Source organism: Amycolatopsis sp. NPDC048633 (assembly GCF_040650695.1).
In the GTDB taxonomy this organism is placed as follows: domain Bacteria; phylum Actinomycetota; class Actinomycetes; order Mycobacteriales; family Pseudonocardiaceae; genus Amycolatopsis.
Genome location: NZ_JBEZHS010000025.1, coordinates 44,494 through 57,893, shown reverse-complemented (window position 1 = coordinate 57,893; position 13,400 = coordinate 44,494). Strand labels below are relative to the sequence as shown.

8 protein-coding genes are annotated in these 13,400 nt (G+C 73.2%); 3 read left to right on the top strand and 5 right to left on the bottom strand.

Translation table 11 applies throughout. The features are described 5' to 3' along the window. Positions 1-129: 129 nt before the first annotated feature. The 3 genes from AB0C38_RS34010 to AB0C38_RS34000 are packed head-to-tail and all read right to left on the bottom strand — an operon-like array spanning position 130 to position 3,028. On the bottom strand, positions 130-846 hold the full coding sequence (locus AB0C38_RS34010) for a glycosyltransferase (protein WP_360681460.1): 717 nt from the start codon (positions 844-846) through the stop codon (positions 130-132). Then, the gene (locus tag AB0C38_RS34005) at positions 843-2,084 is read right to left on the bottom strand and encodes a PIG-L family deacetylase (protein ID WP_360681458.1); all 1,242 of its coding nucleotides are present in this window, start codon (positions 2,082-2,084) and stop codon (positions 843-845) included. The genes AB0C38_RS34010 and AB0C38_RS34005 overlap by 4 nt, the downstream gene beginning before the upstream one ends. Further along, positions 2,081-3,028, bottom strand: a complete 948-nt coding sequence (locus AB0C38_RS34000) for an acyl-CoA dehydrogenase family protein (protein ID WP_360681457.1) — start codon at positions 3,026-3,028, stop codon at positions 2,081-2,083. Before AB0C38_RS34000 ends, AB0C38_RS34005 begins: the two co-directional genes overlap by 4 nt. A gap of 75 nt (positions 3,029-3,103) precedes the next feature. Between AB0C38_RS34000 and AB0C38_RS33995 the strand changes: the two genes are divergently transcribed. Continuing rightward, positions 3,104-4,075 (top strand): magnesium transporter CorA family protein, encoded by a 972-nt coding sequence (locus AB0C38_RS33995; RefSeq protein ID WP_360681455.1) that lies wholly within the window; start codon positions 3,104-3,106, stop codon positions 4,073-4,075. Here AB0C38_RS33995 and AB0C38_RS33990 read toward each other — a convergent pair. Continuing rightward, the gene (locus AB0C38_RS33990; protein WP_360681453.1) at positions 4,070-5,224 is read right to left on the bottom strand and encodes an FAD-dependent oxidoreductase; all 1,155 of its coding nucleotides are present in this window, start codon (positions 5,222-5,224) and stop codon (positions 4,070-4,072) included. The two genes, AB0C38_RS33995 and AB0C38_RS33990, sit on opposite strands and share 6 nt — an antisense overlap. Before the next feature lie 321 nt (positions 5,225-5,545). On the opposite strand from AB0C38_RS33990, the gene AB0C38_RS33985 reads away from it, so the two are divergent. Beyond that, a complete protein-coding gene (locus tag AB0C38_RS33985) occupies positions 5,546-10,093 on the top strand; it encodes a HAMP domain-containing protein (protein WP_360681452.1) in 4,548 nt (1,515 codons plus the stop codon). Then, the gene (locus tag AB0C38_RS33980) at positions 10,090-12,489 is read left to right on the top strand and encodes a SpoIIE family protein phosphatase (RefSeq protein ID WP_360681450.1); all 2,400 of its coding nucleotides are present in this window, start codon (positions 10,090-10,092) and stop codon (positions 12,487-12,489) included. The genes AB0C38_RS33985 and AB0C38_RS33980 overlap by 4 nt, the downstream gene beginning before the upstream one ends. Here the strand turns inward: AB0C38_RS33980 and AB0C38_RS33975 are convergent. Next, positions 12,473-13,357 (bottom strand): cobalamin-binding protein, encoded by an 885-nt coding sequence (locus AB0C38_RS33975; protein WP_360681448.1) that lies wholly within the window; start codon positions 13,355-13,357, stop codon positions 12,473-12,475. The genes AB0C38_RS33980 and AB0C38_RS33975 overlap by 17 nt on opposite strands. Between the last annotated feature and the right edge of the window lie 43 nt (positions 13,358-13,400).

Here is a 13,400-nt window from a genome sequence, read left to right as displayed (position 1 = left end):
GTAGGGCCGGTGTCCGGAGGCGGGAATCGCGTGACCGGGGACGTGACTCGCGTGACTGGAGACGGAACTCGCGTGATTGGAGGCGCATCTCGCGTGATTGCGGGGACGACACGGCCGATGGGTGGCTGGTCAGGCGACTGGGTCCGTTGCCAAGGTGCGGAGCAGGGTGGCCAGGCCGTCCGGGGCTCGGCCGTGCAGGCGCGCGCTCGTGATCACCGGTGCGGCCGACTCGTAGCAGCGGTGGAAGCCCGCCTGGCCGAGCCGTCGCCACAGGTCGTGGTCCTCGCCCGTCGCGCGGGGACCGAAGCCGCCCACCACGTCGAACGCGTCCGCCCGGACGCCCAGGTTCGCGCCGTACACCGACCCGTGTCCCTCGGTCGTGCGCGCGCGGTCGAGGACGTCGTCGTACCGCGAAAGCGCGTGGGCCGACATGCTGAACGGGCCCGACAGCTCCGCCGTTCCCGCGATCGCGTGATAGCCCTGGCGCGCCCGGGCCAGGTGCGCCCGCGCCCAGCCCGGCGTCACGCGCGAGTCGGCGTCCGTGCTCAGCAGCAGCGTCCGCGCCGCCGGTGCGCCCAGCACCGCCCGGACCCGCGCCACGCCCAGGTCGCGCACCTCGCCGACGGTCGTCGCCGACCGGGAGACCACGACCACGCCCGGCACCTCCCCGAACGCCGCGCGGGCCACGGACGCCGTCGCGTCGCCGCACCGGTCCGCGACGACGCAGACCGCGCCCGCGACTCCGGCGGGCAGCCGCCGCAGCGCGAGATCCACCGCGCGTATGCACGCACCGACCAACGAAGCTTCGTCCCGTGCGGGCACCACGACGCCCACCGCCGTGATCACCGGCGCCTCAGCACGTGCAGCAGGAACTGCTCGTCGATGTGCTCCACCAGGGGCTCGAACGCGGGGTGTGCGAGCAGCCGCGCGTGCGCGTCCCGGCCGTCGCGCGGCGCTTCGGGCGCCCACGGGAGCCAGTGCACGGCCAGCAGGTGCCCGCCGGGCCGCAGGGCCGCCGCCGACGCCTCGATCGTGGCGTCGAGCGCGTCATCGTCCAAGTAGTACAAAAGCTCGCTGTGGACCAGCAAGTCGGCCGGTCCGGCGGGGATCCCCGAAGGCACCGCTCCGATGTGGACGTCCACATGGGACAGGTCGGCGACGGCCGCGCGCGTGCGCTCCACCGCCGCGGGTACCGGGTCGAACGCGAGCACGCGGTCGGCGCGCGCCGCGAGATCCCGGGTCAGCGCCCCGACGCCGCAAGCGGGCTCGACGACCGTGCCGTAGTGCTCGTCGGGCAGGCAGGCCAGCACCATCGCCCGTTTCCGCCGCTCGTACCACTTCGTCCCCACCGACCACGGGTCCTCCGCGGCGGCGTACAGCGACGCGAACCGGCTCACCGGCGCCGATGTCCGCGGCGGCTCGCGGAAGAGCACTTCGGTGCCGCCGGCGAAGTGGGCCAGCACCTCCTCCGGCAGGATCGGGTCCTCGCCCCGCGGGCCGGGCTTGAGCTGCGAGGTGAACGTCGCGATCGCGGCGGCCTTGGCTTCCCGTTCCGCTCCCGTGAGCCGCAGTGACCGCGCGCGGCTCCACGGGATGGCCGGGTCGTCGGAACGCAGCCGGTGCCACAGCCAGATGGGGTACGACCAGCACTGCGCGGACACCGGCGCCGCGGCCAAGGCGGCCCGGGCGGCGGCCTGGTGGTCGGGGTGCGGGTCGTCCGGCCACGGCATCAGGCACAGATCGTGCCCGGCCACGTGCGAACGCAGCGCGTCGGTCAGCTCGTCCTCGTGCGCGGCCAGCCCGGAGTCCGGCAGCCCGGCCCACACGGGCTCGACGGCGGAGAGCCCTTGCGCCCGCAGGGAATCCGCCAGTTCGCGCCGGCGCGTCCGGGCCAGCTCACGACGTTCCGCGGCACCAGCGGCGGGGAAGGCGGCCTCGCCGTCGGTCGCCACGACGAGCGTCACCGCGGTGCCGGCGGCGTGCAGGCGCTGCAGGAGGCCACTCGCCCCGAGCGTCTCGTCGTCCGGGTGCGCGGCGACGACGAGGGCGCGCTCGAACGGCTCTTCCGGCCAGTCCGCGATCATGCCGCGCCCAGCACCGCGCGGCCGAGCGCGGCGAGATCGCGTTCGGCGTGGTGCTGGCGCACGTACACCGGCAGGTCGGCGACCCGCTGGGCGAAGCGCCGGTCACGGCACGCCGGGGTCGGCCCGGTGACTTTGAGCGCCCGTTCGAGGACCTCGACGGCAGTGCGTTCCGCCGCCGCTCGGCAGGTGCCAGCGAGCAGCGCGTTCACATCATTCGAGGCGGCTTGGGCCAGCACGGCTTCCGCGCAGCTCAGTGCGGTGTGCATCGCGCCGACGTGGGCCAGCTGGTGCTCGTCCGCGGCGCCCCGGTCGCGCAGGTAGGCGAGGGCGCCGTCGAGGACGCCGGCGGCGCCGCCGAGCCAGACGGCCGCGACGCCGGCCCCGCCGAGCGCGAACCCGGGCCGGGCCACGTACCAGCCGGGCGGCCCGACGAGGGTTCCGGGCACGCGATCGAACACCACGTCACCGCTGTCGGAGGCGTCCATCCCGACGGCCTGCCACGCGTCCGGGTGCCGCCGGACGCCGGGATCGGCGAGGTCCACCTCGACCAGCCGGTCACCTGCCGCGACCAGCGCGCGTTCCAGCAGGGACAGCCCGGAACAGAACCGGACCGTCCCGGTCAGCGCGCCGTCTTCCAGGACCGCGCCGGTGCCGCCGGACTTCGCCGCCCACACGCCGTAGAGCGCACCAACGGTGGGGGAGCGGCCGGCCTCGGCCAGGATCGCGATGGCGTCGGCGTGGCCCTCGGCGAGCCGGGCCAGGGTCAGGTCGCGGCGGCCGAACGAGGCCAGCGCCGCCCAGCGCGCCGCGGTCCGCCCCTCGCCGGGCAACGGCAGGTCGAGCTCGCCCGCGGCGTGCAGGGAGCGCAGCTCGGCGCCGACCGACGCGGTGGTGCGGGGCGACGGCAGGGGTTTCGGCGGGGTCTCCGCCAGCAGAGCGTTCACAAGATCGGCGGTTACCCCCTTTCCGGCGGGTTACGCGGGCGTGTGAACGCTTTCACGGCCGGGCATCCTCGGGGTATGACGAGAACCCGCGCCTACCGCGACGGCGTGCTGCACAAGGAAGACTTCCCCCTCGCCGACGTTTCCGACTTCCTGGCCGAACCGGACACGGCGGTGTGGGTCGACCTCTGCGCACCGTCCGAAGCGGACCTGACCGAGCTCGCCGGGGAGCTGGGCCTGCACCGGCTCGCCATCGAGGACGCCGTCCAGGAGCACCAGCGGCCCAAGCTCGACCGCTACGACGGGCACGCCTTCCTGACCGCCTACGCCGTGCGGTTCGACGCGGAAACCGGCGAGGTCGCGATGTCCGAGCTGGCCGCGTTCCTCACCCGGCGGGCGCTGGTGACGGTGCGCAAGGACGACGGCTTCGACATCGAGGCGGTGGTCCGCCGCTGGGACGAGAACTCCGAGCTGGCGAAGTCCGGCGTCCCGTTCCTGGCGCACGGCCTGCTCGACTTCGTCGTCGACGGCCACTACGAGGCCGTGCAGTCGCTCGACGAGCAGGTCGAAGCGCTCGAGGACCTCGTGTTCGACGACCGGCCCGACCAGTCGCACCTGCAGCGGCGCTCGTTCCGGCTGCGCAAGAGCCTGACCGCGCTGCGCAAGGTGGTGCTGCCGATGCGCGAGGTGGTCAGCGCGCTGATGCGCCCGGACCTGCGGCTGGCCGACGAGCTGACCCGCCCGTACTTCGAGGACGTCCACGACCACGCCCGGCAGGCCGCGGAGCAGACCGAGGCGCTGCGGGAGCTGGTGACCACGATCCGGGAGACGCAGCTGAACCTGCAGGGCAACCGGCTGAACCTGATCATGAAGAAGGTCACCGGGTGGGCCGCGGTGATCGCGGTGCCCACCGCGGTGACCGGGTTCTACGGCCAGAACGTCCCGTACCCGGGCAACGGCGCGGTGAGCGGCTTCTGGGCCTCGACGATCGCAGTGCTGGTGCTCTCGGTGGGCCTGTACGCGCTCTTCAAGAAGAAGGACTGGCTATGACCCGGGCACCGGGGCACCGCGCCGGACCAGCTCCTGGCCCCGCTCGTAGTCGTCGTCGGCTTCGTGGGTGAGGACGCCGACCGTCTTGCCGTCGCGTTCGTACCAGACCGTGAAGCCGCCGTCGTCGCGCGGCAGGGGGTGGGCGCGGTCGAAGCCGTCGCCCCAGGCGGCGTACTTCAGCACGCGGTCGCCGATCACCGACCAGAAGCCGGGGACCTCGTCCCACACGGCGTCTTCACCGGCCGCGGTCCGCCCGGCCACCTCACCCATCGCCAGGCCTTCACCCCAGTGTTCGACGGCCAGCGCGCGGCCGGCCGCCGGGTGGTAGGCGAGGGCGATGTCGCCCGCCGCGAGCACGCCGGGCATGCTCGTGCGCAGGTGCTCGTCGGTGCGGATCCGGCCCCGCTCGACGGTGAGCCCCGCCGCCTCGGCCAGCTCGATCCGGGGCCGGACGCCGGTCGCGAGCACGACGAAGCCGGCGTCGAGGATCGGCACCAGGTCGGTGCGGATCCGGTAGCCGCCCTCGATCGACAGCAGCTTCGTGCCGCGAAGCACGCTGACGCCCTCGGATTTGAGCCAGCGCAGGAGGAACGCGCCCGCCTCGCGGCCGAGCCGCCTCTCCTGCGGGACGTCGTCGGGGCAGACGACGGTCACCTGGAGCCCGAGCCGGGAGAGGGAGACCGCGGCCTCGCAGCCGATGAACCCGGCGCCGACGACGATCGCGCTGCGCACCCCGGACGCGGCCTCACGCAGCGCGCGGGCGTCGGCGGCCGACCGCAGCGTCCGGACGTCCGGGTGGTCGGCGCCGGGGATCTCCGGCCGGACCGGTTCGGAGCCGGTGGCCAGCACGCAGGTGGTGAACCGGTGGACCACGCCGGAGGCGGTGCGGAGCCGGCCGTCGCCCAGCTCCGTGACCGGGTCGCCCAGGGTGACGGTGATGTCGTGCCCGGCCAGGTAGTCCTCCGCCAGCGACGGGAGGCCGGACTCGCCGCGCAGGAACTCCTTCGACAGCGGCGGGCGCTCGTAGGGCGGGTCGGTGTCCGCGGTGAGGACGTCGACCGGGCCCGGTCCGCCCGCTTCCCGGTAGGCGCGAGCCGCCGACACGCCGGCCGGGCCGCTGCCGATGACGACGAGGTTCTGGGCATCCATGCGACGGGAGTACCCGCTCCGGGCGGCGCGCACACTTGACTCCACAGTGGAATGTCCACTGTGGACGCAGCACGACAGGCGGCGACACGGACGTCGTACGGCGTTCAGCCGAACGGGTCAATGTGGCCGGATGGCCTGGGAGGGAAGGAAAGGCTTGCGAGCACCGCCTGGAGAGCGCGCGTGGGCACGGGCGCGGCTGGTTGCTCAACCGTTGCCGCTCAGCATAGTGCAGCTGCACTATGCTGGGTCGTCCCGGTGGGCACACCGGGACGGTGCCGGGGTGCCGACAAGCGAAGAAACGGGTGGCGGATGGGTGGGGCAATGGTCGAGGGGACGCGCCCGGGTGCGGGGGCGGACGCCTCGGGCGTGGGGGAGGCCGGGGAGCAGGAGCTGCGCCGGCTGCTGGCCGGCCTGACCGCCGTGCGCGACGGGGACTTCGGCATCCGGCTGCCCGGCGGGGCCGACGGCCTGCTCGGCGAGATCGCCACCGTGTTCAACGGCATGGCCGACCAGCTGTCGCTGTTCACCTCCGAGGTCACCCGCGTCGCGCGCGAGGTCGGCAGCGAGGGGCAGCTGGGCGGGCAGGCGAAGGTCCCGGGTGTCTCCGGCACCTGGAAGGACCTCACCGACTCGGTCAACGCGATGGCCGGCAACCTCACCACCCAGGTCCGGGACATCGCGCAGGTCGCGACGGCGGTCGCGAAGGGTGACCTGTCGCAGAAGATCGACGTCGACGCGCGCGGCGAGATCCTGGAGCTGAAGGACACCGTCAACACGATGGTGGACCAGCTGTCGTCGTTCGCGGACGAGGTCACGAGAGTGGCCCGTGAGGTAGGCAGCGAAGGCCGGCTCGGCGGGCAGGCCCAGGTGCCCGGGGTCGGCGGCGTGTGGCGCGACCTGACCGACTCGGTGAACTTCATGGCCGGGAACCTGACCGACCAGGTCCGCAACGTCGCCCAGGTGACGACGGCGGTGGCGAAGGGTGACCTGTCGCAGAAGATCACCGTCGACGCCCGGGGCGAGATCCTCGAGCTCAAGAGCACGATCAACACGATGGTCGACCAACTGTCGTCCTTCGCCGACGAGGTCACCAGAGTGGCCCGCGAAGTCGGCACCGAGGGCCGGCTGGGCGGCCAGGCCGACGTCAAGGGCGTTTCCGGCACCTGGCGCGACCTGACCGACTCGGTGAACTTCATGGCCGGGAACCTGACCGACCAGGTCCGCAACATCGCCCAGGTCGCCACGGCGGTGGCGAAGGGTGACCTGTCGCAGAAGATCAACGTGACCGCCCGCGGCGAGGTCCTGGAGCTCAAGGACACGCTGAACACGATGGTGGATCAGCTGTCCGCGTTCGCGGACGAGGTCACGAGAGTGGCCCGTGAGGTGGGTACCGAGGGCCGGCTGGGCGGTCAGGCCGACGTCAAGGGCGTCTCCGGCACCTGGAAGGACCTCACCGAGTCGGTCAACGTCATGGCCGACAACCTCACCGCGCAGGTCCGCTCGATCGCCCAGGTCACCACGGCCGTCGCGCGGGGTGACCTGTCGCAGAAGATCCGGGTCGACGCCCGCGGTGAGATCCTCGAGCTCAAGGACACCATCAACACGATGGTGGATCAGCTGTCCGCGTTCGCGGACGAGGTCACCCGGGTGGCGCGCGAGGTCGGCACCGAGGGCAACCTGGGCGGCCAGGCGACCGTCCGCGGCGTGTCCGGCACCTGGAAGAACCTCACCGACAACGTCAACGTGATGGCGTCGAACCTGACCGGCCAGGTCCGCTCGATCGCGCAGGTCGCGACGGCCGTCGCGCGCGGCGACCTGTCCGGCAAGATCACCGTCGAGGCCAAGGGCGAGGTCGCGGCGCTGGCCGACGTGATCAACACGATGGTCGACACACTGTCGGCGTTCGCGGACGAGGTCACCCGCGTGGCCCGCGAGGTGGGCACCGAGGGCATGCTCGGCGGCCAGGCACGCGTGCCGAACGTCGCGGGCACCTGGAAGGACCTCACCGACAACGTCAACTCGATGGCGAACAACCTCACCGGGCAGGTCCGCAACATCGCCCAGGTGACCACCGCCGTCGCGCAGGGCGACCTGACCCGCAAGATCGACGTCGACGCCCGCGGCGAGATCCTCGAGCTCAAGACCACGATCAACACGATGGTCGACCAGCTCTCGGCGTTCGCCGCGGAGGTCACGCGCGTGGCGCGCGAGGTCGGCAGCGAGGGCCGCCTCGGCGGCCAGGCCGAGGTCGAGGGCGTGTCCGGCACGTGGAAGCGGCTCACCGAGAACGTCAACGAGCTGGCCGGGAACCTCACCCGGCAGGTCCGCGCGATCGCCGAGGTCACCAGCGCCGTCGCCGAGGGCGACCTGACCCGCTCGATCACCGTCGACGCCTCCGGCGAGGTCGCCGAGCTGAAGGACAACATCAACTCGATGGTGGAGTCGCTGCGCGAGACGACGCGGGCGAACCAGGAGCAGGACTGGCTCAAGTCGAACCTGGCCACCATCACCGGGCTGATGCAGGGCCGCCGCGACCTCGCCGTCGTCGCGGCCGCGGTGATGGACGAGCTCGTCCCGCTGGTCAACGCGCAGTTCGGCGCGTTCTACCTGGCCGACGACACCGCCGAGGTGCCCGAGCTGCGGCTGGTCGGCGCGTACGGTCACCCCGAAGGCGACGGCCCGGTCGTGCGGTTCCGGATCGGCCAGTCCCTCGTCGGGCAGGCCGCGCGCAGCCGCCGCCCGATCGCGGTGAACGACGTCCCGCCCGGCTACGCCACCATCTCCTCCGGCCTCGGCAGCACCGCGCCGGCCAGCCTGATCGTGCTGCCGATCGTGGTCGAGGACCAGGTGCTGGGCGTGCTCGAGCTGGCGTCGGTGCACGGCTTCACGGCGGTGCACCGGGCGTTCCTCGAACTGCTGATGGAGCAGATCGGCGTCAACGTCAACAGCATCGTCGCCAACGCCCGCACCGACGAGCTGCTCGGCGAGTCCCAGCGGCTGACCGCGGAGCTGCAGGCCCGCTCGGAGGAGCTGCAGGCGCGGCAGGAGGAGCTCCAGTCGTCCAACGCCGAGCTGGAGGAGAAGGCGGCGCTGCTGGTCACGCAGAACCGCGACATCGAGACGAAGAACCTGGAGATCGAGCAGGCGCGCCAGGAGCTGGAGGCGCGGGCCCAGCAGCTGACGCTGGCGTCGAAGTACAAGTCCGAGTTCCTGGCCAACATGAGCCACGAGCTGCGCACCCCGCTCAACAGCCTGCTGATCCTCGCCCAGCTGCTCGCGCAGAACCCGACCCGCAACCTCAGCGCGAAGCAGGTCGAGTACGCGGGCATCATCCACTCCGCCGGGTCGGACCTGCTGCAGCTGATCAACGACATCCTCGACCTGTCGAAGGTCGAGGCCGGGAAGATGGACGTCACCCCGGAGCAGGTGTCGCTGCGCGGCCTCCTGGACTACGTCGAGGCGACGTTCCGGCCGATGACGTCGCAGCGCAACCTCGACTTCCGGATCACCGTCGCCCCGGGCTCGCCGCCCGGGCTGCTCACCGACGACTCGCGGCTGCGGCAGGTGCTGCGCAACCTGCTGTCCAACGCGGTCAAGTTCACCGAGGTCGGCGGGATCGAGCTGCACATCGAGGCGGTCGACCCGGAAGCCCTGCCGCGGCCGCTGCGCGCGCACGGGCCGGCGGTGGCGTTCCGGGTCACCGACACCGGCATCGGGATCGCCGAACACCAGCTGGAGTCGATCTTCGGCGCGTTCCAGCAGGCCGACGGCACGACCAGCCGCAAGTACGGCGGCACCGGGCTCGGCCTGTCGATCAGCCGCGAGATCGCTCAGCTGCTCGGCGGGTTCATCACCGCCGAAAGCACGCCCGGCGAGGGCAGCTCGTTCACGTTCTCCCTGCCGATCGCGCGGCCGGACTTCGCGACGCTCCCCGCGGGCGAGCACCCCGGCACGGCCGTCGCGATCGGGGACGCCGGTGCCGCCGTCACGACCTCGGCGCCGCGCGCCCACCGGCGGCTGCTGGTCGTGGAGGAGCGCCAGCACGGGCTGCTGACGCTCGTCGCCGAGAGCGCCGCCGCGGACCTCGCCGACAGCCGGGACATCGGGATCTCGCCCGCCGAGGTCGAAGTCGTGACGGCGGTGGGCACGCAGGAGGCCGCGGCCGCGCTCGCCACCGACGCCTACCACTGCGTCGTGCTGGACCTGGACCTGCCGGACCGCACCGCGTTCGGCTTCCTGGACGCGATGCAGGGCGACAGCGCGCTGCGGATGGTGCCGGTGCTCGCGCACAACAGCCGCCGGCTCGACGGCGAGCTGGAACAGCTGGTGCAGTCGCGCGCGGACGTGCAGTCGCTGGAAGTGCTGTCCGGGCTCGACGAGCTGCGCGAGCGGATCGCGCTGCACCTGTCGGCGGAGGAACCCGGGGCGGTGCTGCCGCTGGTCCGCCCGGACGAGCCGGCCGCGCCGGTGCGGGCGGCCGACGTCGACACGACCCTGGCCGGGCGCACGGTGCTGATCGTCGACGACGACCCGCGCAACGTCTTCGCGCTGACCGGGATCCTGGAGCTGCACGGAATGCAGGTGCTGCACGCCGAAGACGGCCGCAAGGGCGTCGAGACCGTCGCCGCGCACCCCGGCATCGACCTGATCCTGATGGACGTGATGATGCCGGAGATGGACGGCTACACCGCGACGGCGAAGATCCGCGCGATGCCCGAGCACGCCGGCATCCCGATCGTCGCGGTCACGGCGAAGGCGATGCCGGGCGACCGGGAGAAGAGCCTCGCGTCGGGTGCCACCGACTACGTGACCAAACCGGTGGACGCGGACGATCTCATCGCCCGCATCAAGCGGCACGTGACGGCGTGATCGGCGACGAGAGCTTGACCGCCGACGAACAGACCGTTGACGAGCAGATCGTCCCGGTGCCGGCGTCGCAGGTGTCCGCCAACCTCGCCCGGCTCGCCGACACCGTCGCGCGCCTGCGCGGTGAGGTCGACCACGCCCAGGCCGTGGCCGACGGCCGCGCGCTGATCGAGCTCGCCAAGGGCGTCCTGATGGAACGCCTGCACTGCACGCCCGCCGACGCCGCCCGGCAGCTGGAGACGCTGGCGGAGCGCGCGGGGCTGACCGCGCTGGAGTTCGCCGCGGACGTCGTCGGCGAAGCCGCCGAGGACCGGATCACCGAGGTGGCGCAGGAGTTCCTGGCCCGCGCCGAGGGCGAGGAGTCCGTCGCGGTGCGGCTGCGCACCGCCGAAAGTGGCGTGCTCGCGGCGGGCGACACCCAGCGCGTCGCGGAGTCCATTTTGGAGCACGCACTGCGGCCGCTCGGCGCGACCGCGGTCGCGGTGTGGCTCGCCGGTCCCGACGGGTCGCTGACACTCGCCGGGTCGGCCGGGTTTTCGGCCGAGGAGGCGGCGCGCTGGCGCTACGTCCCGCCCGGCGTCGCGACCCCGGCCCGCAGCGCGCTGCTCGAGCGCGACCTGGTCTGGCACCCGACCCTGGCCGGCGCCGGGCTGCCGTCGATCGGGCAGCACACCCTCGCCGGCGGCGGCCGCGTCGCCGTGCCCACCGGCACCGGCGGCCGGATCATCGGCGTCGTCGAGATGTGCTGGCCGGACCCGCTGCCCGCCGAGCCGGGGCGGCTGCGGCGGCAGCTGGAGGCCCTGGCCGAGCTGTGCGCGCACACGCTCGACACCTGGGACGGCGTGGTCGCCCCGGTGGCCGCCGACGGTTCGGGTGACTTCCTCGGCGAGCTGGTGGACTTCGTCGACGGGCTGCACGACCCTGCCGTGCTGCTGTCGCCGTGCGTCGACGGCGGCCGGCTGAGCGACTTCCGCATCCACCACGCCAACGTCCGCTTCGCCGACCCCGGTGGGCGCCCGCGCAGCCGGCTCGTCGGCACGCGGCTGCTGGAGACGTACCCGCTCGCCGCCGAGGAGAGCGGGCTGCTGGACAAGATCCAGCGGGTCTACGCCACCGGTGAGCCGTTCCGCGCCGACAGCATGGCGGTCACCACCCTCGTCGACCAGGTACCGCTGACCGTCCTCACCGACATCAGCGTGACGCGGTTCGCCGGCAACGTATTGCTGATCCTGCGCATCCAGGACGACGCGGCCAAGCTCGCCGTGCTGCTGCAGCACGCCCAGCGGCTCGGCCGCATCGGCGGCTTCGAAGAGAACGTCGTGACCGCGGCGATCACCTGGAACACCGAGCTGTTCGCGTTGTACGGCCTCCCCGCCACCGCGACCCCGCTGTCGCTGAACGAGCTGGCCGCGCACGCGCACCCGGACGACGCGCAGGCGATCGGCCGGTTCCTGCGGGCGGTGCTGCACAACCGGCGCCCGTCGTCGACGGCGTTCCGGCTGCAGCGCTCCGACGGTGTCGCCCGGCACATCCGGGTCGTCGCCGAGCCGGTCGTCGACGGCCGCGGCGAGCTCGTCGCGGTCCGCGGGGCCTACCAGGACGTCTCGGCGCAGCACTGGACCGAGGTGGCGCTGGCCGCGACGCGGGACAGGCTGGCCGAGACCGAGCAGCAGGCGATCGAGCGCAACCGGCTCACATTGCAGCTGCAGCACGCGATCATGCCGCCGGCCACCGGCCCGATCGACATGCCGGGCCTGCGCGCGGCGGTCCGCTACCGGCCCGCGGAGAAGGAGCACCTGGTCGGCGGCGACTGGTACGACGCGGTCGCGCTGCCGACCGGCGAGGTGCTGCTGTGCGTCGGCGACGTCGCCGGGCACGGCATCGACGCGGCCACCGGGATGGTGAGCCTGCGCAACGCGCTGCGCGGCCTCGCGGCGACCGGCGCCGGCCCGGCGCAGCTGCTCACGTGGCTCAACCTGGTGGCCTACCACCTGACCGACCACGTGACGGCGACCGCGGTCGCGGCCGTGTACGACCCGGCGACCCGCAAGCTCCGCTGGGCGCGCGCCGGCCACCTGCCGCCGATCGTCCGCCACCGCGACGGCGGCGCGACGACGTTGCCGCTGCTGCGCGGTTCCCTGCTGGGCGCGGTCCGGGACGTGACGTACCAGGAGGAGGAGCTCCAGCTCGGCGAGGGCGACATCCTGCTGATCTACACCGACGGGCTGATCGAGCGCCGCGACCGCCCGGTCCAGGAGACGGTGTCGCGCTTGGTGAGCCTGGTGAAGGGCCACGACGGCGGGCTGGAGAACCAGCTGGACACGTTGCTGACGTACAGCACGGCGGACACCGACGACGACACGTGCGTGGTCGGGATCGAGGTCACCGGCGGGAAGTGAGCCGCCGGGCTTCGCCGGGTTCGCCGCCGCGCAGGATCTCCGCCAGGATCTCGGCGCCCCGCACCACCCGCGGGCCGGGCCGGTTGAAGTACGCCGGGCCGTCGAGCACCCAGACCTGCCCGGCGCGCACGGCCGGCAGGTCCGCCCAGCCGGGCAGGTCCGCGAGCGCCGGCGCCTCGGCGAGCGTGCGCTCGGGCGCGAACCCGCACGGCATCAGCAGCAGCACGTCCGGCCGGGCCTCCACCACCGCGTCCCACGGCACGGGCCGGGTGTGCTCACCCGCCGTGGCCAGCAGGGGTTCGCCGCCGGCCAGGGCGATCTGCTCGGGGACCCAGTGCCCCGCGGGCCAGATCGGGTCCAGCCACTCCAGAGCGACGACCCGCTGTCCGGGGAGTCGCGAACCGTGCGCGTCCAGGCGCCGCCGCAGCGCGGCGATTTCGGCTGCGGCCCGGTCCGGCACGTCGAGCACTTCGCCGACTTGGCGGAGGCAGTCGAGGACGCCGTCCAGCGTGGCCGGTTCAAGACTCACCACCAGCGGTCCGGTGTCGAGCGTGCGCACCGCTTCGGACACCTGCCGGTAGGACACCGCGCAGACCTCGCACAGGTCCTGCGTGAGCACGACGTCGGGGGCGAGCCGGGCCAGCAGCGCGCTGTCGAGCGTGTAGAGCCCGGACCCCCGATGGGTCGCCTCGGAAATCTCCCGGCTGCTGAGCGCGTCCGGGTCGAACCCGGCCCGCGTCACGACGGGGACGCGGTCGATCTCCCCGGCCGGCCAGTCACACTCGTGCGTCCGGCCGACGAGATCGGGCAGCCGGCCCAGCACCGCGACGAGGTCGGTCGCGGCGGGCAGCAGCGAGACGATGCGCATCGGTGCACGGTAACCGCCCCGCCGTGTCGACCGCCCGATCACG

What these genes read in the sequence shown, in the direction of transcription:
- AB0C38_RS34005 (WP_360681458.1), bottom strand. Translation starts at nt 2,084, where the DNA reads ATGATCGCGGACTGGCCGGAAGAGCCGTTCGAGCGCGCCCTCGTCGTC.
- AB0C38_RS33990 (WP_360681453.1), bottom strand. Translation starts at nt 5,224, where the DNA reads ATGGATGCCCAGAACCTCGTCGTCATCGGCAGCGGCCCGGCCGGCGTG.
- AB0C38_RS33975 (WP_360681448.1), bottom strand. Translation starts at nt 13,357, where the DNA reads ATGCGCATCGTCTCGCTGCTGCCCGCCGCGACCGACCTCGTCGCGGTG.
- AB0C38_RS33995 (WP_360681455.1), top strand. Translation starts at nt 3,104, where the DNA reads ATGACGAGAACCCGCGCCTACCGCGACGGCGTGCTGCACAAGGAAGAC.
- AB0C38_RS33985 (WP_360681452.1), top strand. Translation starts at nt 5,546, where the DNA reads ATGGTCGAGGGGACGCGCCCGGGTGCGGGGGCGGACGCCTCGGGCGTG.